The sequence below is a fragment of the Pseudomonas sp. B10 genome (assembly GCF_900156235.1).
Lineage (GTDB): Bacteria > Pseudomonadota > Gammaproteobacteria > Pseudomonadales > Pseudomonadaceae > Aquipseudomonas > Aquipseudomonas siliginis.
On the sequence record NZ_LT707063.1, the window covers coordinates 4,197,677 to 4,222,387 of the forward strand.

Annotated in this window: 22 protein-coding genes; 4 read left to right on the forward strand and 18 right to left on the reverse strand. The window is 60.8% G+C overall.

Going from position 1 to position 24,711, the window contains the following annotated elements; translation table 11 throughout:
* Positions 1–40: 40 nt before the first annotated feature.
* The 10 genes from BXA01_RS18955 to urtA all read right to left on the reverse strand — a co-directional run bounded on the left by BXA01_RS18955 (position 41) and on the right by urtA (position 8,528).
* Positions 41–346, reverse strand: a complete 306-nt coding sequence (locus BXA01_RS18955) for an urease subunit beta (protein ID WP_024011400.1) — start codon at positions 344–346, stop codon at positions 41–43.
* Positions 343–879, reverse strand: coding sequence for a GNAT family N-acetyltransferase (locus tag BXA01_RS18960; protein ID WP_076565482.1), 537 nt, complete (start codon positions 877–879; stop codon positions 343–345). The genes BXA01_RS18955 and BXA01_RS18960 overlap by 4 nt, the downstream gene beginning before the upstream one ends.
* Before the next feature lie 5 nt (positions 880–884).
* On the reverse strand, positions 885–1,418 hold the full coding sequence (locus tag BXA01_RS18965) for a GNAT family N-acetyltransferase (protein ID WP_076565484.1): 534 nt from the start codon (positions 1,416–1,418) through the stop codon (positions 885–887).
* Between the two features lie 9 nt (positions 1,419–1,427).
* A complete protein-coding gene (gene ureA / locus BXA01_RS18970) occupies positions 1,428–1,730 on the reverse strand; it encodes an urease subunit gamma (RefSeq protein ID WP_003221215.1) in 303 nt (100 codons plus the stop codon).
* Positions 1,731–1,886: 156 nt separating this feature from the next.
* Positions 1,887–2,726, reverse strand: a complete 840-nt coding sequence (locus BXA01_RS18975) for an urease accessory protein UreD (protein WP_076565487.1) — start codon at positions 2,724–2,726, stop codon at positions 1,887–1,889.
* 43 nt (positions 2,727–2,769) lie between these two features.
* Positions 2,770–3,468, reverse strand: coding sequence for an urea ABC transporter ATP-binding subunit UrtE (urtE, locus tag BXA01_RS18980; RefSeq protein ID WP_056787636.1), 699 nt, complete (start codon positions 3,466–3,468; stop codon positions 2,770–2,772).
* Positions 3,469–3,577: 109 nt separating this feature from the next.
* The gene (gene urtD, locus BXA01_RS18985) at positions 3,578–4,447 is read right to left on the reverse strand and encodes an urea ABC transporter ATP-binding protein UrtD (protein ID WP_016771888.1); all 870 of its coding nucleotides are present in this window, start codon (positions 4,445–4,447) and stop codon (positions 3,578–3,580) included.
* Positions 4,444–5,523, reverse strand: coding sequence for an urea ABC transporter permease subunit UrtC (gene urtC, locus BXA01_RS18990; protein ID WP_056787639.1), 1,080 nt, complete (start codon positions 5,521–5,523; stop codon positions 4,444–4,446). The genes urtD and urtC overlap by 4 nt, the downstream gene beginning before the upstream one ends.
* Positions 5,523–7,025 (reverse strand): urea ABC transporter permease subunit UrtB, encoded by a 1,503-nt coding sequence (gene urtB / locus BXA01_RS18995; protein WP_076565490.1) that lies wholly within the window; start codon positions 7,023–7,025, stop codon positions 5,523–5,525. The genes urtC and urtB overlap by 1 nt, the downstream gene beginning before the upstream one ends.
* Positions 7,026–7,262: 237 nt before the next feature.
* Positions 7,263–8,528 carry an urea ABC transporter substrate-binding protein gene (gene urtA / locus BXA01_RS19000; protein ID WP_016771886.1) on the reverse strand — a complete coding sequence of 422 codons (1,266 nt, stop codon included), beginning with the start codon at positions 8,526–8,528 and terminating at the stop codon, positions 7,263–7,265.
* A 162-nt stretch (positions 8,529–8,690) separates the two neighbouring features.
* On the opposite strand from urtA, the gene BXA01_RS19005 reads away from it, so the two are divergent.
* A complete protein-coding gene (locus tag BXA01_RS19005) occupies positions 8,691–13,697 on the forward strand; it encodes a DUF4329 domain-containing protein (protein WP_172834012.1) in 5,007 nt (1,668 codons plus the stop codon).
* Between the two features lie 51 nt (positions 13,698–13,748).
* On the opposite strand, the gene BXA01_RS19010 is transcribed toward BXA01_RS19005, so the two are convergent.
* The 8 genes from BXA01_RS19010 to cbiE all read right to left on the reverse strand — a co-directional run bounded on the left by BXA01_RS19010 (position 13,749) and on the right by cbiE (position 22,066).
* A complete protein-coding gene (locus tag BXA01_RS19010; RefSeq protein ID WP_076565495.1) occupies positions 13,749–15,122 on the reverse strand; it encodes a PepSY-associated TM helix domain-containing protein in 1,374 nt (457 codons plus the stop codon).
* A gap of 144 nt (positions 15,123–15,266) precedes the next feature.
* Entirely contained in the window at positions 15,267–17,387 is a 2,121-nt protein-coding gene (locus BXA01_RS19015; protein ID WP_076565496.1) for a TonB-dependent copper receptor, read from the reverse strand.
* 84 nt (positions 17,388–17,471) lie between these two features.
* On the reverse strand, positions 17,472–17,918 hold the full coding sequence (locus BXA01_RS19020) for a DUF2946 domain-containing protein (RefSeq protein WP_076565498.1): 447 nt from the start codon (positions 17,916–17,918) through the stop codon (positions 17,472–17,474).
* 21 nt (positions 17,919–17,939) lie between these two features.
* On the reverse strand, positions 17,940–18,419 hold the full coding sequence (locus BXA01_RS19025; RefSeq protein ID WP_041480685.1) for a copper chaperone PCu(A)C: 480 nt from the start codon (positions 18,417–18,419) through the stop codon (positions 17,940–17,942).
* A gap of 48 nt (positions 18,420–18,467) precedes the next feature.
* The gene (locus BXA01_RS19030; protein WP_076565500.1) at positions 18,468–18,866 is read right to left on the reverse strand and encodes a DUF2946 domain-containing protein; all 399 of its coding nucleotides are present in this window, start codon (positions 18,864–18,866) and stop codon (positions 18,468–18,470) included.
* A 185-nt stretch (positions 18,867–19,051) separates the two neighbouring features.
* Positions 19,052–19,768, reverse strand: coding sequence for a cobalt-precorrin-6A reductase (locus BXA01_RS19035; RefSeq protein WP_076565503.1), 717 nt, complete (start codon positions 19,766–19,768; stop codon positions 19,052–19,054).
* Positions 19,765–20,862: a cobalt-precorrin-5B (C(1))-methyltransferase gene (locus BXA01_RS19040; protein ID WP_076565506.1), complete on the reverse strand. Its 1,098-nt coding sequence runs from the start codon at positions 20,860–20,862 to the stop codon at positions 19,765–19,767. Before BXA01_RS19040 ends, BXA01_RS19035 begins: the two co-directional genes overlap by 4 nt.
* Positions 20,855–22,066, reverse strand: a complete 1,212-nt coding sequence (gene cbiE, locus BXA01_RS19045) for a precorrin-6y C5,15-methyltransferase (decarboxylating) subunit CbiE (protein WP_076565509.1) — start codon at positions 22,064–22,066, stop codon at positions 20,855–20,857. The genes BXA01_RS19040 and cbiE overlap by 8 nt, the downstream gene beginning before the upstream one ends.
* Before the next feature lie 225 nt (positions 22,067–22,291).
* Here cbiE and BXA01_RS19050 point away from each other — a divergent pair, with 225 nt between their 5' ends.
* The 3 genes from BXA01_RS19050 to BXA01_RS19060 are packed head-to-tail and all read left to right on the forward strand — an operon-like array spanning position 22,292 to position 24,627.
* On the forward strand, positions 22,292–22,963 hold the full coding sequence (locus BXA01_RS19050; protein ID WP_076565512.1) for a hypothetical protein: 672 nt from the start codon (positions 22,292–22,294) through the stop codon (positions 22,961–22,963).
* The gene (locus BXA01_RS19055) at positions 22,887–23,924 is read left to right on the forward strand and encodes a hypothetical protein (RefSeq protein WP_157115972.1); all 1,038 of its coding nucleotides are present in this window, start codon (positions 22,887–22,889) and stop codon (positions 23,922–23,924) included. Before BXA01_RS19050 ends, BXA01_RS19055 begins: the two co-directional genes overlap by 77 nt.
* A gap of 52 nt (positions 23,925–23,976) precedes the next feature.
* Positions 23,977–24,627, forward strand: a complete 651-nt coding sequence (locus BXA01_RS19060; protein WP_076565517.1) for a hypothetical protein — start codon at positions 23,977–23,979, stop codon at positions 24,625–24,627.
* The last annotated feature ends 84 nt before the right edge of the window (positions 24,628–24,711 follow it).

A 24,711-nucleotide genomic window follows, 5' to 3' on the forward strand; every position in this document is an offset into this window, starting at 1 on the left:
TTTTCTTGCAGCTTGCGGCTTGCAGCTTAAAGCTGTCTTTTCAGAGATCACCCATGATGCGGCCGGCAAAGCCGAACACCCGGCGATGCCCGGCGTAATCGACCAGCTCGACTTCACGACTCTGGCCCGGCTCGAAGCGCACCGCCGTGCCCGCCGGAATATTCAGGCGCATGCCGCGACTGGCGGCGCGATCGAAGGTCAGCGCGTCGTTGGTTTCGAAAAAGTGAAAGTGCGAACCGACCTGGATCGGCCGGTCACCGCTGTTGGCGACTTTCAGGCTCACGGTGCGGCGGCCGACGTTGAGTTCGATGTCGCCGGGCTGGATCTGGTATTGGCCAGGAATCATCGCTGGGCTCCTTGCAGGACTTTGTAATAGAGAGCGGTCGGGCGATAGGTGCCGTTGGGATCGCAGGCGTAATCGGGAATTTCGCCGGCGCGCACGTAGCCCAGCGCCTTGTAGAAATCTTCTGCCGGCGAGCCGGCCTCGGTGTCGAGATAGAGCATGCCGCGCTTGTGCTTGGGCGCTTCGAGTTCCAGCGCCTGCATCAGTTGCTGACCGAGACCGCGCCGACGCGCGTGTTCGCGCACCAGCAGTTTCTGCACTTCGGCGCGGTTCAGACCATTGGCCTTCTGGCACAGGCCCAGTTGCACGCTGGCCAGCACCTGCTCGTCCTTCACCACCACCCAGAGCAGCGTGCTGCCCTTGTTGATGTTGTCCTGCACCTCACCGAAATACGCGCGCGCCTGCGCGGCATCGAGGTCGGCCATGAAGCCGACGCTGGCGCCGTAACCGACGGCGTCGAGCAGCAGATCGATCAGGCCCTGGCGATAGTGGGCAAAGCTCTCAGCGTTGACGCGGCGCAACTGGGCGGCGTTCATCGACATCACTCCTTGTGGGCATCCGGTGGCTGTGCGCCGGGATTGAGGGTCAACTGCATGAAGGTCAGGTCGAGCCAGCGGCCGAACTTGGTGCCCACTTGCGGCATCTGCCCGGTGACGCTGAAACCGGCGCGCTGGTGCAGGCGGATCGAGGCAGCGTTGCCGCTTTCGATGGCGGCGACCATGACGTGTTTGCCGCAGGTGCGTGCGCGTTCGATCAACGCGGTCATCAGTTGCGGGCCGAGGCCGTTGCCGCGTTGATCGCTGCGCACGTACACCGAGTGCTCGACGGTGTGGCGGAAACCGTCGAACGGCCGCCAGTCGCCGAACGAGGCGTAACCCAGCACCGCGTTGTGGCTGTCGACGATCACCAGAATCGGATACGCCTGCAACTGACGCGCGTCGAACCATGCCTGGCGATTGCCGAGGTCGACCGCTTGTTCGTTCCAGATCGCCGTGGTGTTGAGCACGGCGTCGTTGTAGATGTCGCGGATCGCCGGCAGGTCGGCCCGGCTCGCATCGCGAATGCTGTAAGTCATGGCGCGGCCTCAGACGATCGGCTGGTGAACGGTGACCAGTTTGGTGCCGTCGGGGAACGTCGCCTCGACCTGGATCTCCGGGATCATTTCCGGGATGCCTTCCATCACTTGTTCGCGGCTGAGCAGGGTGGTGCCGTAATGCATCAGCTCGGCCACGGTCTGGCCGTCGCGGGCACCCTCCAGCAGCGCGGCGGAGATGTAGGCCATGGCTTCCGGGTAGTTGAGTTTCACGCCACGGGCCAGCCGCCGCTCGGCGACGAGGCCGGCGGTGAAGATCAGCAGCTTGTCTTTTTCGCGTGGGGTCAGGTCCATGGTTCGGGTTCCATCAGGGCAGATTGAAAAATTATCTGATTGCGCACATCCCCTGTGGGAGCGAGCCTGCTCGCGAATACGGTTTCATATTCAGCGTATGGGGTGGCTGACATGACGCTTTCGCGAGCAGGCTCGCTCCCACAGTTGGAATGCATTTCAGGTGTTCCAGATTCGGGGGGGCAAAGCCTCGCGGCCCAGCAGCGCAGGCCTTAGCAATCGCCACAAATCAATCAGCCAGGCGCGCGCGAGTAACGCTTCACCGGCCAGGCACCGCGCCACCAGCAACCCCGGCAACTGGGTCAAATCCCCGCGTACCTCATGCCCCAGCGAGCGGCAACGCTCCAGCAACTCGGCGTCTATCTCACCGGTCACCAGCAGCGTCGCAAACACCGGTTGCCCGTCCAGGCCGATCGGCGAGTCGAGTAAACCGTCCGCACCGACAATGCGCTGCCGTTCATGCCAGAGCAACTGACCGTCGCGGCGGATGTCCAGGTGCGCCTGAAAATGCCCGAGGTCAAAACGCTCGCCGCTGGCCGGCCGACCGAGCGCCACCACGTCCCAGTAGAACAGCCGCGCATCGCCTTCAAGCTCGATCGTTGTGCTCAACTCGGCCTGCGCGGCGCTGTAGACGATGGTTTCCTGCGGCAGCCATTCCAGAGTCGCGCCGGCAGCGACTTGCAAGTCGAGTTGCTGATAAGCCGGTCCACCCGCGCGATACCACTTGGCGGCGCCGGGGCTGGTGATCTGTGCCCAGGCGTTGTGTTCGACGCGGGCGCTGATATCGAGCCGATCACCACCGGCAATTCCGCCCGGTGGATGGACGATGATGTGCTGGCAGACCTCGGGGCCTTCGGCGTACAGATGCTTTTGCACGCGCAGCGGGCCGAGGTGACGGCGCATGACCGGACGCGTGCAATCGCCGAAACGTGCGTAGGCCAGTTCCAGCTCGGCGTGCCAGCTCGGGGTAAACAGGGCAGGTGCAACAATCGAATTCATGGTTTGTGATTATCGTTAGGAAGCTACAGATTAGACCGGCGCGTTAGATCGTGACCAGCCCGCGTACACCTTCGGCCTCCATATTTTCACCGCGACCCTGCTGGACGATCTCGCCCCGCGACATCACCAGGTATTGATCGGCCAGTTCTGCAGCAAAGTCGTAGAACTGCTCGACCAGCAGAATCGCCATGTCACCGCGCGCCGCGAGCTGCTTGATCACCGCGCCGATTTCCTTGATCACCGACGGTTGAATGCCTTCGGTGGGCTCATCGAGAATCAGCAGGCGCGGGCGGCTGGCCAATGCCCGGCCGATGGCCAGTTGCTGTTGCTGACCGCCGGACAGATCACCGCCACGGCGCTGCTTCATTTGTAGTAGCACCGGGAACAATTCGTAGATGAAACCTGGAACTTCTTTGGCTTCTGAGCCTGGAAACCGCGACAGGCCCATCAGCAGATTTTCTTCTACTGTGAGGCGCCCGAAGATCTCACGGCCCTGTGGCACGTAGGCGATACCGGCATGCACACGCTGATGCGGTTTGAACGTGGTGATCGGTTTGCCTTCCCAGTTGACCGCGCCTTCCTTGGCCGGCAGCAGGCCCATCAGGCATTTGAGCAGGGTGGTCTTGCCCACGCCGTTACGGCCGAGCAGGCACGTGACTTCGCCGACCTTCACGTCAAAGCTCAGGCCGCGCAGGATGTGGCTACCGCCGTAGTACTGATGAAGTTGTTGGACTTGTAGCATCGGAACTCCGTTAGTTGGGCTTCAAGCCGCAAGCTGCAAGCAAGAGCAGTGCTGTTTATGACTTTGCTTTTACTTGCTGCTTGAAGCTTGTCGCTTGCAGCTGGCCGATTCATCGGCCGAGGTAGACCTCGATCACCCGCTCGTTTTCCTGCACTTGCTCAAGCGAGCCTTCCGCCAGAACGCTGCCCTGATGCAGCACCGTGACGTGGTCGGCAATCGAGCCGACGAAACCCATGTCGTGCTCGACCACCATCAACGAATGCTTGCCCGCCAGCGATTTGAACAGCTCGGCGGTGAACTCGGTTTCGGCGTCGGTCATGCCCGCCACCGGTTCGTCGAGCAGGAGCAATTGCGGGTCCTGCATCAGCAACATGCCGATCTCGAGAAACTGCTTCTGGCCGTGGGACAACAGCCCGGCCTGGCGATTGACCGAGGTGGTCAGGCGAATCGTCTCAAGCACTTCGCTGATGCGATCCTTCTGCTCGCCACTCAGGCGCGCACGCAAACTGGCCCACACCGACTTGTCGGTCTTCTGCGCCAGCTCCAGGTTTTCAAACACGCTCAAGGCTTCGAACACCGTCGGCTTCTGGAATTTGCGGCCGATGCCGGACTGGGCAATCTGCACTTCGCTCATCTGCGTCAGATCCAGGGTTTCGCCGAACCAGGCCTTGCCGTGGCTGGGCCGGGTCTTGCCGGTGATCACGTCCATCAGCGTGGTCTTGCCCGCGCCGTTGGGGCCGATGATGCAGCGCAGTTCGCCGACGCCGATGTACAGGTTGAGATTGTTCAGCGCACGGAAGCCGTCGAAGCTGACGCTGATGTCTTCCAAAGTCAGGATCGTGCCGTGGCGCGTATCGAGGCCCGGGCCGACGCGCTGGCCGAGGCCGATCGAGTCGCGACTGGTGCCTTCGTCCTTGTTCGGTTCCACGGGAAAGAACGCAGGTTCCAGCATGAATTCAGCACTCGCTGTGACTCTCATTGTTCACCTCGTTTCTTCAGCAAACCGATCACGCCCTTGGGCAGGTACAACGTCACGACGATGAACAGCGCACCGAGGAAGAACAGCCAGTATTCCGGGAAGGCCACGGTGAACCAGCTCTTCATGCCGTTGACCACGCCGGCGCCGAGCAGCGGCCCGATCAGCGTGCCGCGCCCGCCAAGGGCGACCCACACCGCCGCTTCGATCGAGTTGGTCGGCGACATTTCGCTGGGGTTGATGATGCCCACTTGTGGCACGTACAGCGCTCCGGCGAGACCGCACAGCACCGCACTCAGCACCCAGACGAACAGCTTGAAACCGCGCGGGTCGTAGCCGCAGAACATCAAACGGTTTTCCGCATCACGCAACGCCGTCAGCACCCGACCGAACTTGCTTTGCGCCAGGCGCCAGCCGATGAACAGGCTCGCCACCAGCAGCAACACCGTGGCCAGAAACAGCACCGCGCGGGTGCCCGGTTCGGTAATGCCGAAGCCGAGGATCGTGCGGAAGTTTGTAAAGCCGTTGTTGCCGCCAAACCCGGTCTCGTTGCGGAAAAACAGGAGCATGCCGGCGAAGGTCAGGGCCTGGGTCATGATCGAGAAATACACGCCTTTGATCCGCGAACGGAAGGCGAAGAAGCCGAACACCAGCGCCAGCAACCCCGGCGCCAGCACCACCAGACACATGGCCCAGAGGAAGCTGCTGGTGCCGGTCCAGTACCACGGCAATTCGCTCCACGACAGGAAAGTCATGAACGCTGGCAAGCCATCGCCGGCCGCCTGCCGCATCAGGTACATGCCCATCGCGTACCCGCCGAGGGCGAAGAACAGACCGTGGCCCAGCGACAGCAGGCCGGCATAGCCCCATACCAGATCCAGCGCCAGGGCGACGATGGCGTAGCAGAGGATTTTGCCGACCAGGGTCAGCGTGTAGGCCGAGACGTGCAGGGCATTGTCTGGCGACAACAATGAGAGCAGCGGCAGAACGATCAGCAGCGCGAGGATCACCCCGCCGACCGCGAGCGTGACTTTCGGCCCGGCCTTTTGTGTGGCCGTGACTAACAGAGGCTGGTTCATCAGTCGATCACCCGTCCTTTCAGTGCGAAGAGGCCTTGCGGACGTTTCTGAATGAACAGAATGATCAGCGCGAGGATCAGGATCTTGCCGAGCACCGCACCGATCTGCGGTTCGAGAATCTTGTTGGCGATGCCTAAGCCAAATGCGGCGAGCACGCTACCGGCCAGTTGGCCGACGCCGCCGAGCACCACCACCAGGAACGAGTCGATGATGTAGCTCTGGCCAAGGTCGGGACCGACGTTGCCGATCTGGCTCAGCGCCACGCCGCCCAATCCGGCGATGCCCGAACCGAGGCCGAAGGCGAGCATGTCGACGCGCCCGGTAGGCACGCCGCAGCAGGCGGCCATGTTGCGGTTCTGGGTGACGGCGCGCACGTTGAGGCCGAGGCGGGTCTTGTTCAGCAGCAGCCAGGTCAGCACCACCACGAACAATGCGAAAGCGATGATGACGATGCGGTTGTACGGCAGCACCAGATTGGGCAGCACTTGAATACCGCCGGACAGCCACGCCGGGTTGGCCACTTCAACGTTCTGCGCGCCGAACAACAAACGCACAAGCTGAATCAGCATCAGGCTGATGCCCCAGGTCGCGAGCAGCGTTTCCAGTGGTCGACCGTAAAGGTGGCGGATGACCGTGCGCTCCAGCGCCATGCCAATGGCGGCGGTGACGAAAAACGCCACCGGCAGCGCGATCAGCGGATAAAACTCGATGGCCTGCGGCGCGTAACGCTGGAACATCAACTGCACCACGTAGGTCGAGTAGGCACCGAGCATGAGCATCTCGCCGTGGGCCATGTTGATCACCCCGAGCAGGCCGAAGGTGATCGCCAGGCCGAGGGCCGCGAGCAGCAGAATCGAGCCCAGCGACATGCCGCTGAAGGCCTGGCCGAGCACTTCGCCGATCAGCAGTTTGCGCTTGACCTGAGCGAGGCTGGTTTCAGCGGCGGTGCGCACACCGGCATCGCTTTCCACGCCCGGTTCGAGCAGACCTTCGAGGCGTGTGCGTGCCAGCGGGTCGCCGGTTTCACCGAGCAGACGTACCGCCGCGAGGCGCACCGCCGGGTCGCTGTCGACCAGTTGCAGATTGGCCAGCGCCAGGCTCAAGGCGGCATGCACGCTTTCATCTTTTTCCCCAGCGAGTTGCCGGTCGAGAAATTTCAGCTGCGCGGGTTTCGCGCTTTTCTGCAATTGCTGCGCGGCGCCCAGACGGATCTTGCTGTCAGCGGCGAGCAATTGATGGCTGGCCATCGCGGTGTCGATCAGACCCCGCAGGCGATTGTTCAGGCGCAGGGTTTTCGCTTGGCCGTCGATCGTCAGCTCGCCTTGTTGCAGGGCGTTGAGTAATTCGATACGCGCCGGATCGGGCTGCGCGGCCCAGGCTTCCAGCAGTTTGGCCTGTTGCATCGGGTTGGCCGCGACAAAGTCTTCGGCGTCGCCGGCGTGGGCCAGGAGTGGCAAAAGCAGTGCAATGGCACAGATAAATCGGTAAAGGGCAGTGGGCATAGTCAGTCGCCTTGACGCGGACATTGTGGAAGCGAGCCTTTGTGGCGAGGGGATTGATCCCCGTTCGGCTGCGAAGCAGTCGTGATATCGGTCGACGCGATCAATCTGATACACCGCGACTGATGGCTTTGGGGCTGCTTCGCAACCCATCGGGGATAAATCCCCTCACCACAAAGGCCCGCTCCCACAGGGAATTGCATCAGCCTCACGCCAGGCGCGAGACTGACATCCGGTGACTCAGTTGCTCTTCACCGCATAATCCGGCTTCTTGTCGTTGCCCTGAATGTACGGGCTCCACGGTTGCGCGCGGATCGGGCCTTCGGTCTGCCACACGACGTTGAACTGACCGTCGCTCTGGATTTCGCCGATCATCACTGGCTTGTGCAGGTGGTGATTGGTCTTGTCCATGGTCAACGTGTAACCGGACGGCGCAGCGAAGGTCTGCCCGGCCAGTGCTTCACGCACCTTGTCGACGTCAGTGGATTTGGCTTTCTCGACCGCCTGCGCCCACATGTGGATGCCGACGTAGGTGGCTTCCATCGGGTCGTTGGTCACCGCTTTGTCTGCGCCTGGCAGATTGTGTTTCTTCGCATAGGCTTTCCAGTCCGCGACGAATTTCTTGTTCGCAGGATTCTCCACCGACTCGAAGTAGTTCCACGCCGCGAGGTTGCCCACCAGCGGTTTGGTGTCGATGCCGCGCAGTTCTTCCTCACCGACCGAGAACGCCACCACTGGTACATCGGTGGCTTTCAAGCCCTGGTTGGCCAGCTCTTTGTAGAACGGCACGTTGGAGTCGCCATTGACGGTCGAGATGACGGCAGTCTTGCCGCCGGCCGAGAATTTTTTGATGTTGGCAACGATGGTCTGGTAATCGCTGTGACCGAACGGCGTGTAGACCTCTTCGATGTCCTTGTCGGCCACGCCTTTGGAATGCAGGAACGCGCGCAGGATCTTGTTGGTGGTGCGCGGGTAGACGTAGTCGGTGCCGAGCAGGAAGTAGCGCTTGGCGCTGCCGCCTTCTTCGCTCATCAGGTATTCAACGGCGGGGATCGCTTGCTGGTTCGGCGCGGCGCCGGTGTAGAAGACGTTCGGCGACATCTCTTCGCCCTCGTACTGCACCGGGTAGAACAGCAGACCGTTGAGCTCTTCGAACACCGGCAATACCGATTTACGCGATACCGAGGTCCAGCAGCCGAACACCACCGCGACCTTGTCCTGGGTCAGCAGCTGCCGGCCTTTTTCGGCGAACAGCGGCCAGTTCGATGCAGGGTCAACGACGACAGGTTCAAGCATCTTGCCGTTCACGCCGCCCTTGGCGTTGATTTCGTCGATGGTCATCAGCGCCATGTCCTTGAGCGACGTTTCGGAGATCGCCATGGTCCCGGACAACGAATGCAGAATCCCGACCTTGATGGTCTCGGCGGCCTGGACAGTCCAGGTCATGCCCATCGCGGCAATGGATGCCGTGAGTGTGAAAGCCTTGATCAAACTGCGACGCTTCATTGTGCGATCTCCATGAACATTCGATTTTTTCTGGTTGGCAGATGCGGACGACTGAAGGTGTGTTTTGCAAAGGCTGTGCCCGGTCGCGTTCAGGCAAGAAAATGTCGTGCCAGAGCGCTTGCGTGCTGAATGCGTGCACCAGGAGGGGACGGCAGGCGGCCGATGGTGCGTCGAGTTGCGCCAGATTGGGGCGCCCGCTGGCACTCAGATGCGGATACAAAAGCGATAACCCTGTACCACAGCTCGAGAAAACCGACGGGCCACACTCAGTTGCTCATCCGATTCTCAGCGCAGGTTTTTATGAGTCATGTCTCAGGCCGATCCGGTCGTACCGCAAGTTCTTCAGCAACGTTCAAGCTGCCCCCACTGAGCCCGGCTTTTCTGACTGAAGAAGACGCCGCCTATTGGGTGCACACACGAATTCCACTCAACCCGGACAAAGAGTACGGCAGCGTGGTCCTGCTGCGACCGGACGGGAAATTCCTCGCCACCTCTCCCATCGCAGGTGAAGCCACCCACTTCGACTTCGGCACAATTGTGCAGACCGATGCCCTTGGCGGCATGCTCCATCCCTTGGGCTACCGATGTATCGCCAGCGTACACAGCCATCCGCCGATACATGACCAGTTCCGCAAGGGCAATCGGCGTCAGGATGAAACCCTGCTCAGGCTGTTCATGAGCTTCTATTCAGGCGGCGATTTCATTGGCGATGTGTCGGCGCGGGATTTTTTCCGCAGCGCTTACCTTTCAGGCCCGGATGGCAGCTTGCTCAAATACGTCTCGAGCGGCTCGCCCGAGGAACGCGACTACTTCCTCTGGCAGCAGTCCGGCGGGCCGTCGGGCCATCCGGCGGGGGCCTATGACGTGATGGCGGTGATCAACAAGCTGGCGACCGTGGGTGAGCTCAAAGTCATTGTTTCGAATGCCGACTGGGGCTACTCGGTGGGGCGCGTACCTGCGGACTGGAAGGTCGGCGCGTCGTTCTCCACGGGTGCGGTCACCGAACTGCCGCTGATGACCCGTGTATGCGTCAATGCCGAACGCGCCGTGCTGGCCGCGTTGAAATCAAGAGGCGCGCAGACGACAGGCCTGATCTTGAAAAAACTGACCGGCGAGGAGTATGTCGCCACCCATGCGCGCCCGGCCGGCCTCGCCGCTTGGGATCCTGAGCGAATATTTCCGGTTGATGCCCAGGGGCAATTGCAGCTGCCCAGGGGTTATTTGCTGGAGGGCTTTTACTTCGCCTCGCGGCCCGACCCTGCGCAGTTTCCGCCCGCTCAGCCGTGGCTCTACGAGAACTTCTTCACACCACGGGAGATCGCCGTCGCTATCGAAGCGAATGCCCGCAGCAAACATCTGGCGAAAGCAGGGCATGCGTTGTCGCTGTACATGCGGGCGCAGGATCATGCGATGTTGAAGTACCGCTTCAGCGGCGATTCGATCGAAGCGGCACTGAGCGTTACGCAGTCGGACGGCACGGTCGGTGACAATGGAGTGCAGGCAAGGCTGTTGGCCGGCACACTGGATACCCGCGCATTTGTCTCGATGCTGGTACTGGCCGGGACCCTGGAGGTCGTGCGCGGCAGTGCGCTGTGGGCGCATCTGGGTCCGGTGAATCTGCAATGGCAGCCCTTCGCCAACTTCCCCTGGCCGCGATTGAGCGGTGTTTTTCTGTGCGCCGATGATGCCGCTCGTCATGCCCATGAACTCGCCGGCCTGCGCCGTGACAAACCGTACGCCGGGTATGTTTTTCAGCGCAGCGACAAGCGTTTCGTGGTGTCCGAGCCGTCGCCGGGAGATATCGACACGCTCAGCCGGGGCAGGCTTTATCCGATGGACAATCATGGGCGTCCGGTCTTTCCCGACGACCATGCGCTGCACGCCCGTTACGTCTCACACACGGCGCTGTCACAACTTTTGCCGGTGGATGCAGAGCTTTTTGGCTGGGCGTATCAGGAAGCGGCTGTGAGCTTGCAGATGTTGAGTGTGGCGGAGGTCAGGCAAGTCCTGCTCGACGAGATTGCCTTGTATGTCAGCGCGGCGCCGGACAGTCTCGTCAGGTATGAGGTCAACGGATCTGCGGGCTCCGCGGAATTGGCCCGGCGCCTGGGCACGCGCCAGCATCCTGGCACCCTGGCGCTGGAGTTGGACAGCGGCCGTAAACGCCCGCAGGACTTCATTCGTGAACAGGCAGCGGCCGGACGTTTAACGGTTCTGATCGATAATGAACTGTGGGGCTATCGCGGGCGGGTGCCGCCCGCCTGGTCGCTGCGCACCACGCCCGCGCCTTTGCCCGTGCCGCAGTTACCGGTGGTGCAACTGCCGCCGCTTCTGTATCCCCAGCCGGACAGAGACAAGCCGATCCTGCCCAAACCCACGCCACACCCGCAGCCGCAAATCCCGTTGCCGCCGCTGACGTTGCCGTTGCCCTGGAAACGCGTGGAAGGTGTGGCATTCGGCGCGATTTTTCCCTCGGCGGATGAGGCTGCACGGGATCGATGCATGGGGGACTTTCGTCCACAGGGCGAGGCGCGCGCTTACTTCGGCTTTATTCTCAGGCACAAGAACCGGCCAGAGTATGTGGCTACCGAGCTGGTGCCCGTCGGTGATCAAGGCAAAAATCTGTTCAGGCTCGATGCGGTATTCGCCGACCTGCCCTCTGAGCCCTGGCATGCGTTGCCCGAGGGCTTTGAACTGCACGGCAATTTCTACGCATCGCAACGTGCGGGTGATCCGACGAAAAGTCCGGATGACTGGCTGGCGCATTACTTCATTTCGCCGGACCACCTGACAGCCTCGATGTATTACGGCGGCCGGCGCCCGGTCATGGTGTCGGACGCTCCCGCAGCGCTTTATCTCGCCGTGCGCGATGGTGCTTTGCTCAAATATGTGTGGAGCAAGTCCAGCAAACTGTTTCATGACGCCTCGTCCCAGCGCGCGCTTGAACAGATCAAAAGCGATCTGGCCGCTGGAGTCCGCCGACCGACCGACTTTATCCATGAGGTCGCCAGCAGCGGCGAGCTGTCCGTCATGCGCACCGGTCTGTGCTGGGACCGGGCGGGGCTGGTGTCAGCCACCTGGCAACCGTACGCAAATCTCGAACGGCGCCGGCTCGGTCCGGTTTTTCTGACGGCTGACGACGCGGCCGTCCACGCCAGGACACTCGTGCCTCTGGTGACCGACAGGGTGCATGGCGGGCTGATTCTCGAGACGGTCGACAAGCGCTACGTTGCCACAGTGCCTGTTGAAGTCAGCCATGAGGATTTTGATTTCACCGATATCTGCCCTGAGGAAAGTCGCGCAGCCGGATTGTTTCCTGCGGGTTGTCGCATCGTGGCGCGGTACCGCTCGCGCGTCGCCCAAGAGGTGTCGTTGGTCTTGGCGCCTGTGCAAAAGCAGGTGTACCAGAACGTGTTTTCGGTCGAGGTGCTGGAGTCGGCGTTCGACAAACGCGGCATCAAAGAGGAATACCGGGTGGCGGCGGACGGTTCGCTGGTTCGCTATACACCCGCCCCACGGGATGAGTACCTGTTCTGTCCGGATGGCGCGGTGATTGGCTATCGGCCGCAAGCCGAACTGCTTTCGCAACTGCTTGATCAGGGCGAGCGGCTGTCCGTCGTCGACGCAAAAGCGATAAGACAGCGCCTGCGCGATCGGCAATTGAAACCCGTCGAATGGGTGAACGATCTGGCCAGGGCCGGACGTCTGTGGGTGGTCGCCGCCAGCGAGATCTGGGGGCAACCGCGCCAGATAATCCAGTGGGCACCGTACACCGGGGATCTGTTGCCGGCCGCAGATTATGACAAGGCGTTGAGCAGCCCGGTCTGCAGCCCGCTGTTCATCCAGGCAGACGCTGCCGCGCGTTACGCTCATCAACTCTCCTTGAGCAGGGGGACGCAGACCTTCGGTTACCTCTTGAACGGCCCCGAGGGCCTGTTCGTGTCCACTCTGCCAGTTGCGGTGCAGCGTTCGGGGTTGGCGCTGGATCGGGTTTTCGAGCAGGACAAGCTGCCGTCAGGTTTCAGTCTGAACGCCATTTACTTGCGAGCAGCGCTGCCACCGCTGGGCGCGCGGCCGGACGACGTACGGCACTTTTTTCTGCTGCCCAACGATGTCCAGGCAGCCTGCGCCTGGGCCAACACGCCCCAGGGTTACCGGCCGATCTACTTCTCCTGCGCCGATGGCGCGTTGTTGAAATTGCAACTGCATGCATTCGAGCCCGGCACTTTCTACGATCAGTTCGGGCAGGTGCAACTGCGCCCCAATGCCTTTGTGTCGAAGGTGGAAGCGGCGGTCGATGAGCGGGGCATTGCCAGCGGTACGTTCAGATTTGTCGACTATGTCCAACGGATGGCTCATGCCGGCCGACTTGAGGTAATTGAAACCAGTGAATACTGGACGCGGCATGGTCAGGTGGATGAACACTGGCAGCCACGGCTGACCGAGGTGTCCATTGAACAACGCTGGCGCGAGCATCCGGCGCCAGCGCTGGGACCTGTCTTTCATCATCCCGATGATGCCGCCTGCCATGTTCATGGGCGGGTAGCCGGCCAGGCGGTAATAGGCACCGGTTATGAGAGTGCGATTCTGGCGAACCCGTCCAGCCTTCGCTTCGTTCCGCTTGAGCCGATCGTGTATCTGGCCAACGAGGACAATCCGCTGTTGCGCATACTGCGTACCGCTGCAGATCCTGCTGTCAGTTGGCGCGATCCGGCGCCGCGTTACCCCGAGGGTTACTCGGTGATGGCCACCCATCAATTGCATGTCTCGGGCAACACCACGCTGGCGGCGGACGTGGATCAGGTCTATGCCAATTACGCTGCGCCTTCGCTGGTGCATGCGCACACCCATGCACCCACGGAAAAAGGCCTGCATATCCTGCATTACTACTATTCAACGCCACACGATGTGCTGCTCAAGTACACACCTGTGTATTCAAGGGCGGAAAGAGATCTGTTGCTGACCCGCTCAGCCACTTTCGAGGGCGGACGCTGGGTCAGCCGGCTGAGCCCTGGAGAGTTTCTTTCGCGGCTTATGGCGCTGGGTGAGTTTCGGGTGCTGATCGGCGGTTATTACTGGCGCCAGACCGGCCGCATGAACACTACCTGGCGAAGCCGTCGTCAGCAGTCCCCGACACCCGGAACCGTGCGCTTGCGCGACGAGTTGTAAATGAAATGAATGAACAGGCGCGGGCCGCCGAAACGGCCCGCGCCCGTCACATCAACGCTGCACCTGCGCGGCGCGCTGGCCAAGTCGGGGCACGAGAAACCGGTCGAGCAACCAGACCACCACCAGCGACGCCCCCACCAGCGGAAACACCACCGCCAGCACCAGCATGATCGCCACGCCGGTTTTCCACTTCGGCAGGTCATGGCGCAGCGGCGGCACACCGAATTTGCCTTCAGGCCGACGCTTCCACCAGATCACCACGCCGCTGACGGCGCTGAGCAGAATCATCAGGCAGATCAGCAGCACGACGATCTGGTTGAAGGTGCCGAACATCTTGCCTTCGTGCAGCATCACGCCAATTTCCGTGGCGCGCGCGACGGTGCCGTAGTGCTCGAAGCGGACATCGGCGAGGACCTTGCCGGTGTACTGATCGACGTGCAGGGTGGCGTCGTTGCGTGGGTCATCGGCGAACACGGCAATGGTGAACACGCCGGTGGCGGTGGTCGGCAGGGTGATGCTGTAGCCAGGTTCAACCTTGCGTTCACTGGCGATGTTCTGCACGTCCTGCAGGCTGATCGCGGGTGCTGCGGGGCCGGCATGGGCATTGCCGTGATTCATGTGTTCGGCGTGGTCGCCGGACATCGGCATCGGCGTATTTTCCATCGCCCATGGCACGGTCTGGCGGGTGGCGCTGTTGAGGCTGCGTGCCTCGATGTCGGAGGTCGGTACGTTGTCCCACATCGCTGCCGGAAACACATTCCACACTTGCGCGTATTGCTTGCCCCAGAAACCGGTCCAGGTCATGCCACTGAGCAACATCACCAGCAACAATGTCGCGCCCCAGAAACCGGTGACCGCATGCAGGTCGCGCCACAACACCCGACCGCGACTGCTCAGGCGCGGCCATAGAATCCCCGCCGCCTGACCGCGCGGCCACCACAGAAACAGCCCCGAGACCACCAGCACCACGCCCCAGCCGGCTGCCATTTCGATCAGGCGATCGCCGACCGTGCCGATCATCAATTCGCCGTGGATCGCGCGGGCGATGGCTTGCAGGTTTTGCTTGGCATCCTGCTCGCCGAGAATGTCACCGTGATACGGATCGACGAATACGTTGAGTTCGTGACCGGCGTTTTTCACCACGAATTGCGCGCTGCGTTCGGCATTCACCGGCGGCAGATACTGAGTGACCTGGCCTTGCGGGTAAGCGCTTTTCACCCGTTGCAGCAAGTCATCGGCCGGCACCGTGTGGTGCCCGGCCGGTACTTCGAGCAGGCTGCTGTACATCAGCGAATCGAGCTGCGGTTTGAACAGATAAATGATCCCGGTCAGGGCCAGCATCACCATGAACGGCGCGACGAACAGCCCGGCATAGAAATGCCAGCGCCAGGCCAGGTTGTAGAAATTGGGTTGAGGCTTTTGCATCACGTGTGCTCCGCTTGGCTTGGTTCTTTTCGTTGTCTGTTTCCCTGTGGGAGCGAGCCTGCTCGCGAAGCGGTTGTTCAGTCGATATCAATGCCGACCGTGGCGCCGTCTTCGCGAGCAGGCTCGCTCCCACATGGGTGGGTGTCAGAAACTCATATCCACTTTGGTCCAGAGCGTGCGCCCCGGTTCATTGAGCGCTTGCGGGTCGTTGGCCGGATAGCCGAACCCGGCATTGCCGGCCAGATTCAGGTGTTCGGCGTAGGCTTTGCCGAACAGGTTGTCGACGCCGCTGCTGACCTTCCAGTGCTGGTTGATGCGGTACGCGCCGTTGAGCGAGAACACGCCGAAGCCCGAGCTCTGGGCGTAGTCCTTGCCGACCACGTTGCCCTTGTTCGCGTCGATGCGGTGCTGCGCGGCGACCACTCGCCACAATGCGCCGGCGCTCCACTTGGCCTCGCTGTAGGTCAGGCCGAAGCGCGCATCCAGCGGCGGCATCTGCGGTAATGCCGAGCCGTCACTGCTGTTCTTGCCCCAGGCATAGGCCAGGGTCGCATCGGCTTTCCAGTTGTCGGTCAGGTTGTAGGCAGCACCGAGTTCGCCACCCATGATCCGCGCGTCGATGTTCTCCGCGCGTGAAGTGCTCATGCCCATCATTCCCGGCGTGTAGTCGAACAGGATGTAATCGCGTACCACACCGATGTAACCCGAGGCCCAGGCTTCGAGGTCGGCGCTCTTGTAGTTCACGCCGAAGTCGAACTGCGTGGTCTTTTCCGGTTTGATCGAGTCGAACGCATTGACCGATCCTGCCGGGCCGGACTTGGGCGAAAACAACTCCCAGTAATCCGGGAAGCGTTGCGCGTGGCCGAGGCCTGCATAGAGCGTGGTCGGGCTGTCGGCGAGGTCATGCTCGTAACGGATGAAGCCGCTGGGCAGGGTGTCGGCGCGGGTGTCGTCGGCGGTCGGGTTAGGGCGGGACATCATCCCCGACCCGGTGGTCTGCCGGTAATCCTTGGCCGAGGCGCGATCCACCCGTGCGCCAGTGATCAAGCGATCACGCTCGGCGGCGTACCAGGTCATTTCGCTGAACACGCCGTAATTGTGGAAATCGGCGTCCTTGCTGTACGGCAGGTCCTTGTAGGTATCGATGCCCATTGAGCTGCGCTGACGGTGCTCGTTGGTCTGTGCGTCGAGGCCGGTGATCAGCTGAACATCAACCCAGCGCCAGGTTGCTTTGATCCGTGCACCGAGGGTACGACGGTCGACGTTTGACGCCATCGGTCCCGCCATCATGCCGGTGCCGGACGGCGTGCGCAGGGTGTAGTTATCCATCACATGGTCGGCGTAGTTGTAGTAGACCTGTGCCTCGAGTTTTTCCAGCACCTCGCTGATGTTGGATTTCTCGAATCGCAGGCCGAGGCTTTCACGCAGGAATTGCGAACCGTCCATCCCGCGCCCGGCATACCGTGCCTCGCCATCGCCCTTGCCGGCGGTGAGTTCGATCAGTGTGTCAGCATCCGGCGTCCAGCCCAGTGCGACATCGCCGTTCCACTTGTCGTAGCGCGAGGCGACGAGGTCGTTGTTGCCATCGCGGTAATCATCCGAATGCGCGGTGTTGCCGATGACTCGCACGTAACCCAGAGGACCGCCGGCAGCGGCGTCGACAACCTTGTCGAAACGTCCATGCGAGCCAGCCAGGAGGCTGGCGTTGACGCGCGTGCCGAGTTCGCCGAAGTTCTCCGGCTCACGGTCGAACAGCACCGTACCGGCCGATGCGCCGGGACCCCAAAGCACGGTTTGCGGGCCTTTGATCACGGTGAGTTTGTCGTAGGTTTCCGGCGAAATGTACGAAGTCGGCGCGTCCATCCGTCCAGGGCAAGCGCCGAGCATCATGCTGCCGTTGGTGAGGATGTTCAGGCGCGAACCGAACATGCCGCGCAGCACCGGATCGCCGTTGGTGCCGCCATTGCGCACCAGAGCGAAGCCGGGAATGGTCTTCAGGTAATCGCCGCCGTCACTGGCCGGCACCGGTTGGCGCGGATCCTTGGGGTTGGTGACGATCGTCAGTGGTGAGCTTGGAGCGATGGCAGTGATCACCGTCGGGCTCAGTTCATTTTCGTGGCCAGCGTGATCGTCGGCCAGCGCCAGCGGAGTCAGCAGTACGCCGCAAAGGACGGCAATAGCGTGCCTGCAACGAATCCGCGATTCATTCAGGGCAAAGTGCGCGCGGGCAGATTCCGCGCAGGGGACAGCAGTAAACCTGGACATGACAATTTCCATCGAACAGTCGTAAACACCACGGCCGGCAGCGTGGAGCTGTCTTCTCAACCGTGTGCAGTCAGAGGTGCGTGTTTACGTGGCGATGGGCGGGGCGCGGGTGCGGGCGCCGGGGAAGAAGGGTTGGCGGGCATGGCCCAGACGCGGCGAGGGTGGGGTGAAGGTGTTCGGTGGCGGGATGTTGAAAGCGACGAAATCGCCGCCGCCGGTCAGCGCCGGGCAATTGAACAGCAGGCTGCAATAGCCGCACTTTTCCCACAGCACGTGATGCGAAGATTGCGGCGGGCAATGCTCGGCAGCAGGTTGGGCGTCATGGCCGCTGTGATCCATGCCGGGCATGTCCATCGACATGTCCATGCTCATTGGCATCGACGTCGAGGCGTGCTGATCCATCGGCATCGACTGAGAAATCAGTGGACCGATGAAGATCATCAACATGGCGAACAGGGCGATCCAGCTGCCACGCGTCAGCGCTTGAGTCTGACGGTGATGCGGGACGGGCCTGGCGCGCAACGGACGCATGGGCGAAGTCAGCCGAAACGGTTACTGAGCGTGCACGTGGCCCTGGGCGGATTCCGGCGGTTTCTTCTGCACGGCAACTTCAACGCTGACGTCACCTGCTTTTTCGAAATGCAGGGTCATCGGGAAGCGCTTGCCGTCGCTGAGCAGACTGCGATCGCTCGGGTTGAGCAGCATCACGTGGTAAGCCATCGGCGCGAAGGTCACGGTGCCGCCGGCGGGGATTTCCACGCTTGGCACCTGCTGCATCTTCATCAGATCGCCCTGCATGACGTGCTCATGCAACTGCGCTTGTGCAGCGATGGGCGAGTCGACGCTGAGCAGGCGATCGGCGCTTTTGCCGGTGTTGTGAATGATGAAGTAGGCGGCGACGGTCGGCGCATTCGGCGGCAGTTCCTGCGACCACGGATGGGCGATTTCCAGCGCACCCACCTTGTATTCGTGGGCATGGGCGAAGCACGCCGGCAAAAGCAGCGCAGCGAGGACGAAGAGTTTCTTCAACATGGCAGTTCTCCAGAACGATTTGAAACGCGGATTAGTGGCGCGAACAAATCAGACCAGAGGGGAAGCACGGGGATTGAGACTCGGCCATTGCTGGCGCGGCGTCGGGGCTTGCAGGGAGACGGACGCAACGCTGCGGTTGCTTTCAAATTGCGCGAAATACAGCTGCGGCGAATGCCCCGGCAGCGCCAGCAATGGCGCCCCACCTGAGCAACACCAGCAGTGCTGCATGTTCGAATGGCTGTCGTTCTGCGGAGCCTTCTGATCCGTGGCACCGATGTCGATCGCCACCATCTTCATGCCGCTGCCGGTGCAGAAACTGCTCCACAGTATCTGCTCGGCCGGTGAACTGGCCGCCTGCGCCATCGCCCCGCTCAGCGGCATGGCGAGCATGTTGAACAGCACTGCAAAGCAGGCGATCCAGGCAAATGCTAACCGGCGTCGGTTCATGGGACAGGTCCGTTGGGTGGGCGATCAGGCGCGGCCCATTTAGCCTGATCAGGGCCGATAAGTAAAAAAGCGTCGTGCGGTTTGGTGTCGCAGTGAGCTGTTAAAGGAGTGTAGCTACTTGAATTTGCAGTGCCAGACCTGACGCCTTCGCGGGCAAGCCCGCTCCCACAAAGGGCTGTGCCGATTCAGCGGGAGAGGGCTGAGAGGATGTCGCCGACAGATCCAAATTCCCGATCAACCCCCGGCAACCCCGGCCGCTTCAACACCAGCACCGGCACGCCACGCTCGCGCGCCACTTCAAGCTTCGGCTCAGTCGCGGTGCTGCCGCTGTTCTTGCTGATCAGCACATCGATCTGCCGGCGCTCGAACAGCGCGCGCTCGTCTTCCAGCAGAAACGGCCCACGGGCGCCGATCACTTCGCAGCGCGGGTTGCCGGGATAGACGTCGAGGGCGCGCAGGGTCCAGAACTGGTGGGCGGGGATTTCGTCGAGGTGTTGCAGCGGTTCGCGGCCGAGGGTGAACAGCGGGCGGTGGAACGGTTCGAGGGCTGTGATCAGTTCGGCCCAGTCACTGACCTCGCGCCAGTCATCGCCTGCTTGCGGCTGCCAGGCGGGGCGGCGCAAGGCCCAGCAGGGAATGCCGGCAAGCTGTGCCGCGCGGGCGGCGTTGGCGCTGATTTGTGCGGCGTACGGGTGTGTAGCATCGAGCAGCAGATCGATGCCTACATCGGCGATGAACTGCGCCAGCCCCTCGGCGCCGCCATAGCCGCCGACCCGAACCTGGCAGCGCAAATCGCTCGGCACCCGGCCAACGCCGGCGAGACTGTAGATATGTTGTGGGCCGAGCGTGCGGGCAATCGCCAGCGCTTCAGTGACGCCGCCGAGCAGCAAGATCCGTTTCATGCAAAACCTCCGGCGTGGCCGACAATCCCGCCTTGACGATCAATGGCAAACACCTCGACCTGGACCTGCGCCGGCACTACGCTGCGAGCGAAATTCAACGCATGGCGACAAACCTCATCCCCCAAAGCAATGCCCGCTGCACTGGCCATGGCCAGGGCTTGTTGGCTGGTATTGGCTTCGCGAATGCCTTGTTGCAATGCCGCATCCGCGCCAATCGCCGCCGCCCATTCGGCCAGCTGCGGCAAATCGATGCTCGAATGCCGCGAATGCAGATCCATATGCCCGGCGGCGAGTTTGCTGATCTTGCCGAAGCCGCCGCACAGGCTGAGTTTATCCACAGGTACTTTGCGCAGATGCTTGAGCACCGCGCCGACAAAGTCACCCATCTCGATCAGGGCGATTTCCGGCAGGTCATAGACCCGGCGCATGGTGTCTTCGCTGGCGTTGCCGGTGCACGCGGCGATGTGCAGATAACCGTTGGTTTTCGCTACGTCGATGCCCTGATGAATCGAGGCGATGTAAGCGGCGCAGGAAAATGGCCGGACGATGCCGCTGGTGCCGAGAATCGAAAGCCCGCCAAGAATGCCCAGTCGTGGATTCATGGTTTTCAGCGCCAGTGCCTCACCGCCCTCGACGTTGACCGTGACCTCGAAGCCGCCGCCGTAGCCGGTTTCGGCGGCGAGCAAAGCCAGGTGATCGCTGATCATTTTGCGCGGCACCGGATTGATCGCCGGCTCGCCGACGGCCAATACCAGACCGGGTCGGGTCACCGTGCCGACGCCGACACCGGCGTTGAAGTGGATTCCCGGTTCGGCAGACAGTCGCACCTGTGAATAGAGCAGGGCGCCGTGAGTGACGTCAGGGTCATCTCCGGCATCCTTGATCGTACCGGCCTCGGCGCCGCCCTCGCTCAAGCGGCAGAACTCCAGGCGCATCTGCACCTGTTTGCCCTTGGGCAGCGTGATCTGCACCGCGTCGGCGCTGATGCCGGTGAGCAACAGGCGCGCGGCGGCGAGGCTGGTGGCGGTGGCGCAGCTGCCGGTGGTGAGGCCACTGCGCAGGGGCGCGGGTTGTTCGGCGGTTTCGTCACGCATCGATGGGTTTGACCAGTTCCAGCAGGGTGATCGGCAAGGCCTGACGCCAGGTGTCGAACTCGCCGAGCGGCTGCGCCTGGGCGACATGGATGCGCGTCAGCTCACCGCCGTATTGTTCGCGCCAGTGCATCAGGGTGACTTCGCTTTGCAGGGTCACGGCGTTGGCCACCAATCGGCCGCCGGGCTTGAGCTGTTCCCAGCAGGTCTCGAATACACCCTCACGGGTGACGCCGCCGCCGATGAAAATCGCTTCCGGACGTTCAAGGCCATTGAGCGCTTGCGGCGCCTTGCCGCGAATCAGCTGCAAGCCGGGTACGCCCAGCGCATCGCGGTTGTGTTCGATCAATTGCTGACGGCCCTCGTCGGCCTCGACCGCCATGGCACGACAGCTCGGGTGCGCACGCATCCACTCGATGCCGATCGAGCCGCTGCCGGCGCCGACATCCCAGAGCAGTTCGCCGGGCTTCGGCGCCAGGCGGGCGAGGGTGATGGCGCGCACGTCGCGCTTGGTCAGCTGGCCGTCGTGACGGAACGCCGAATCGGGCAGACCGGCGAGGCGTGACAGGCCGGTAACACCGGGTTCGGCCAGACACTCGACAGCGATAACGTTGAGATCGGCAATCGGCGCATTTTCCCAGTCACTGGCGCGGCGCTCGATACGCCGTTCGGCGTCGCCGCCCAAATGCTCCAGAACAGTCATGCGACTTGGGCCGAAACCACGTTCGCAGAGCAATTGCGCAACGGCAGCCGGGCTGCTGCCGTCATTGCTCAGCAACAACAGACGCACGCCGCTGAACAGATGCGCATTGAGCGCCGCCAACGGACGCGCCACCAGCGACACAATCGTCACCTCCTGCAACGGCCAGCCCAGGCGCGCCGCCGCCAGTGCGCAGGACGAAGGGGCGGGGATGATCGCCATCTCGGCGCTCGGCACCTGACGCGCCAGACTGGCACCGACGCCGTAAAACATCGGATCACCGCTGGCCAGCACGCAGACCGGCTCGCCACGCGACTCGAGCACCGGCGCGAGGGAAAAAGGACTCGGCCACAATTGCCGCTCGCCGCCGATGCACGGCGGCAGCAGATCCAGCTGACGCTGGCCGCCGACGATCCGCGAAGCGCCCATCAGAGCACGCCGGGCGTTCTTGCCCAGGCCTTTGAAGCCGTCTTCACCAATACCCACAACGGTCAGCCAATCGCCCATTTCATACTCCAGATCCTGCGTCCAGCGAAGCGGGCGACATGATAACGCGACAATCGATAACTGGCTGCTGTCCTTTTTTGAGGAGCGCCGACATTGAATGTTTACATTGTCTTTTGTGATTTTTCGAGTTCTTCGCAAGTATTGAATTGGCGTTCCGCTGGAAGTGCTAGTGGCTATCCGGAAGGTGCTTTTTTAGTAAATTGAATAATCGAATGGATAATTGAAATGAGCGATGTTTTGAACAGTATCTCAGCACTGCCCAACCAAGGCAGTGCGACGGTGATGGGGAATAATCTGTTGTCCTACTTTTCCGGGTTGACTGCGGAAGACAAACGATTCGTCAAAGACAGTATGCGCTGGGCAGAATACAGAGCCGATTTGCGTCATAACAGAAACAGTGAGCCAGCTGCTTGGTTCGAATATTATTCTGGGGTGCTCTGGTCTGTCGGCTGGAGCCTTGAGCAAGCTCCGGTAATCCATGTTGACAAGAACTTTACCGGCAATGCGCTGGAAGTCTGGGCGCGATCCTTGTCGCAACAACTAAGTCGGGAGAAAGTCGGGCTAATGAAGGAGGCGTTCCATATGCTTGAGACACATTCGGACGCCATAGACATATTTAGAGGCAGCGCTCGGGAATGGAGCGATTTTCGTTTTTCTCCTGCTCAGTACAATTTCAATAGGGAGTTGGAGATTGTCGTCAGTAATGTTCGCTTGCTTGATGCGAAGTGGTCCTCTACCTATTTGTTCTGGACTATTCAGCATACGGGTTCGGAGCTTGATATCCGCTCCAGGCGCTTTTTGATCAGGTCTGCCGCGATAAATGAAAATCGGCTTCAGTTGGCTGCTGCAGTACTTGATATGCGCACGCGTGAAATTGAGTTGGCTCAGGGCGCTTGATGTTAGTTGGAGAGCTTTGTTTGCTGGTTTGTATGATGGTCTGAAATTAAATGCATGGATTTTCGATTTGATTAACTTCGGTGCTGTGGTTAGTTTGTTTTCCACACCAAGTCGGTGTTTTAACCAAGAAAGGAATCCATTTATGACTGAGCTGAATAAAGATGTAATCTCCGCTGTTGAGCGGTTTAGTTTGATTGCACAAACCAATGAGTTTATCGCTGCGCAGCCAGTGCTGCGCTCGCGTTCGGCAACTGTTGGCAGTAGCTTGCCGATTGATAAAGATGAACTGAATGCTGCAATCATGGGCTCGGGTATTGCAGGCTTTGATGCAAGCATGTCCAAGCGCAGCAAGCGAATCGTTAAAAACACCTACATGTATGCCGATCTGGTTGCCTTGCTCAAATATCCGGCGTCCAACCAAAAAGAACAGCGCTATAACGAGTTTATGCGATTGATGAAACTGGCTGGCTGGTTTGCTTTCAGCCAGCCTTATAATCGATATACCGCTACTTCGCAAAAATTGACCATGGACAATGTTGTCCTGTCTGTTCTGCATACCGCTGTTGGTGCTGCGGTCGGGCAGGGCCAGGCAGCCCTTAAAGTATTGTCCTCTGTGGCAGATGCGACCATGGATGCGTTGAAAAATGAACCACAGGCCCTGACGCTGTTCGAGAACAACTCGAAGAAAGCCGAAGGTGGCAACTTTTGCATGAGTGCGGCTTCGCAGGATGATGAGGGTGGTATCACGTTGGCAATCGCTGCTGTGCAATATCTGGCTTCGGCTCAACCTACCAAAGTACTGTTTGTAGAATGGGCAACATCTGCTGTGGAGATTTATAACGCCGGCGCCACGATGTATATGGATGAGGAAGACTATGCAATGGTAGAACCGTTGATTGTCAAGGCTCTGACTGAGCAGCGTGAGAAAGCGCTCAGCTACGAATTTGGCCAGTCGGTCTGAAAGTGATTAATGCCAGAGGCGCAAGCCTCTGGTTTTTTTGTGGGAGATGCAAATGTTCGCGATTTCGAAGGTTTTCGTATGCGCAGGGGCATTAGTGCTGGTGAGTAAAGAGCTGACGGCAGCTGACATTGATGACAGTCTCGATGCGCTGCTTTATTCACAAACGGTCGCCTCGCATAAAGTTCCCGATGCTGTTGAATACGAGGCATGGAATGATGCCAATAAAACGGCTTTGAAAGTCACCGGTGCTTTGTTTTTTGACGATCCGGTTATCAGCGCGCCTGTCACAACGCCCGATACTTTTACTTTGCTGGAGTTGACTCAAGAACTCTTGCAAGGTTGGGCGTCGGCAGTTTTGAACCAACAGGTAATTGCCAATCTGACCTCGCAACTGGAGAGCAACGGTGCTGCCCTTGAGTTGCTTCAGCGAAATATTCTGCAAGAGGGCGAGTCGATTCGCTTCATGCTTGGCAGCGTATCTGCGGAATCAACGATTACGATGGTCGTCATTTCGTTTGCCGTCAAAGAGCCTGTTCCGGGCAATGTGCTTGAGCGACGCTTCAATGCTGATCAGATAGTGGGCAACCTTGCTGTTGATTGCTACAAGGCTCTTATAGATGCCGATGATTACTGTTTCTCGAGAGCCAGGATTATTGCGTTATTGGGTGAGCGGCGCGAAAAGCAGATTATCGCCCTGACCTGAGAGCGCGGCAGAGGCAACAACTGAAGCCTGCCTGCCCCACCGGTCGAGACAGAGGGCAGACTTTTCATACCGGTGGGCAAAGCA

What these genes read in the sequence shown, in the direction of transcription:
- ureA (WP_003221215.1), bottom strand. Translation starts at nt 1,730, where the DNA reads ATGGACCTGACCCCACGCGAAAAAGACAAGCTGCTGATCTTCACCGCC.
- BXA01_RS18975 (WP_076565487.1), bottom strand. Translation starts at nt 2,726, where the DNA reads ATGAATTCGATTGTTGCACCTGCCCTGTTTACCCCGAGCTGGCACGCC.
- BXA01_RS19010 (WP_076565495.1), bottom strand. Translation starts at nt 15,122, where the DNA reads ATGCAAAAGCCTCAACCCAATTTCTACAACCTGGCCTGGCGCTGGCAT.
- BXA01_RS19050 (WP_076565512.1), top strand. Translation starts at nt 22,292, where the DNA reads ATGAGCGATGTTTTGAACAGTATCTCAGCACTGCCCAACCAAGGCAGT.
- BXA01_RS19055 (WP_157115972.1), top strand. Translation starts at nt 22,887, where the DNA reads ATGAAAATCGGCTTCAGTTGGCTGCTGCAGTACTTGATATGCGCACGC.
- BXA01_RS19035 (WP_076565503.1), bottom strand. Translation starts at nt 19,768, where the DNA reads ATGAAACGGATCTTGCTGCTCGGCGGCGTCACTGAAGCGCTGGCGATT.
- urtD (WP_016771888.1), bottom strand. Translation starts at nt 4,447, where the DNA reads ATGAGAGTCACAGCGAGTGCTGAATTCATGCTGGAACCTGCGTTCTTT.
- BXA01_RS19040 (WP_076565506.1), bottom strand. Translation starts at nt 20,862, where the DNA reads ATGCGTGACGAAACCGCCGAACAACCCGCGCCCCTGCGCAGTGGCCTC.
- BXA01_RS19030 (WP_076565500.1), bottom strand. Translation starts at nt 18,866, where the DNA reads ATGAACCGACGCCGGTTAGCATTTGCCTGGATCGCCTGCTTTGCAGTG.
- BXA01_RS19060 (WP_076565517.1), top strand. Translation starts at nt 23,977, where the DNA reads ATGTTCGCGATTTCGAAGGTTTTCGTATGCGCAGGGGCATTAGTGCTG.
- urtB (WP_076565490.1), bottom strand. Translation starts at nt 7,025, where the DNA reads ATGCCCACTGCCCTTTACCGATTTATCTGTGCCATTGCACTGCTTTTG.
- BXA01_RS19005 (WP_172834012.1), top strand. Translation starts at nt 8,691, where the DNA reads ATGGTGCGTCGAGTTGCGCCAGATTGGGGCGCCCGCTGGCACTCAGAT.
- BXA01_RS19015 (WP_076565496.1), bottom strand. Translation starts at nt 17,387, where the DNA reads ATGTCCAGGTTTACTGCTGTCCCCTGCGCGGAATCTGCCCGCGCGCAC.
- urtA (WP_016771886.1), bottom strand. Translation starts at nt 8,528, where the DNA reads ATGAAGCGTCGCAGTTTGATCAAGGCTTTCACACTCACGGCATCCATT.
- cbiE (WP_076565509.1), bottom strand. Translation starts at nt 22,066, where the DNA reads ATGGGCGATTGGCTGACCGTTGTGGGTATTGGTGAAGACGGCTTCAAA.
- urtE (WP_056787636.1), bottom strand. Translation starts at nt 3,468, where the DNA reads ATGCTACAAGTCCAACAACTTCATCAGTACTACGGCGGTAGCCACATC.
- BXA01_RS19025 (WP_041480685.1), bottom strand. Translation starts at nt 18,419, where the DNA reads ATGTTGAAGAAACTCTTCGTCCTCGCTGCGCTGCTTTTGCCGGCGTGC.
- BXA01_RS18960 (WP_076565482.1), bottom strand. Translation starts at nt 879, where the DNA reads ATGAACGCCGCCCAGTTGCGCCGCGTCAACGCTGAGAGCTTTGCCCAC.
- BXA01_RS18965 (WP_076565484.1), bottom strand. Translation starts at nt 1,418, where the DNA reads ATGACTTACAGCATTCGCGATGCGAGCCGGGCCGACCTGCCGGCGATC.
- BXA01_RS18955 (WP_024011400.1), bottom strand. Translation starts at nt 346, where the DNA reads ATGATTCCTGGCCAATACCAGATCCAGCCCGGCGACATCGAACTCAAC.
- urtC (WP_056787639.1), bottom strand. Translation starts at nt 5,523, where the DNA reads ATGAACCAGCCTCTGTTAGTCACGGCCACACAAAAGGCCGGGCCGAAA.
- BXA01_RS19020 (WP_076565498.1), bottom strand. Translation starts at nt 17,918, where the DNA reads ATGCGTCCGTTGCGCGCCAGGCCCGTCCCGCATCACCGTCAGACTCAA.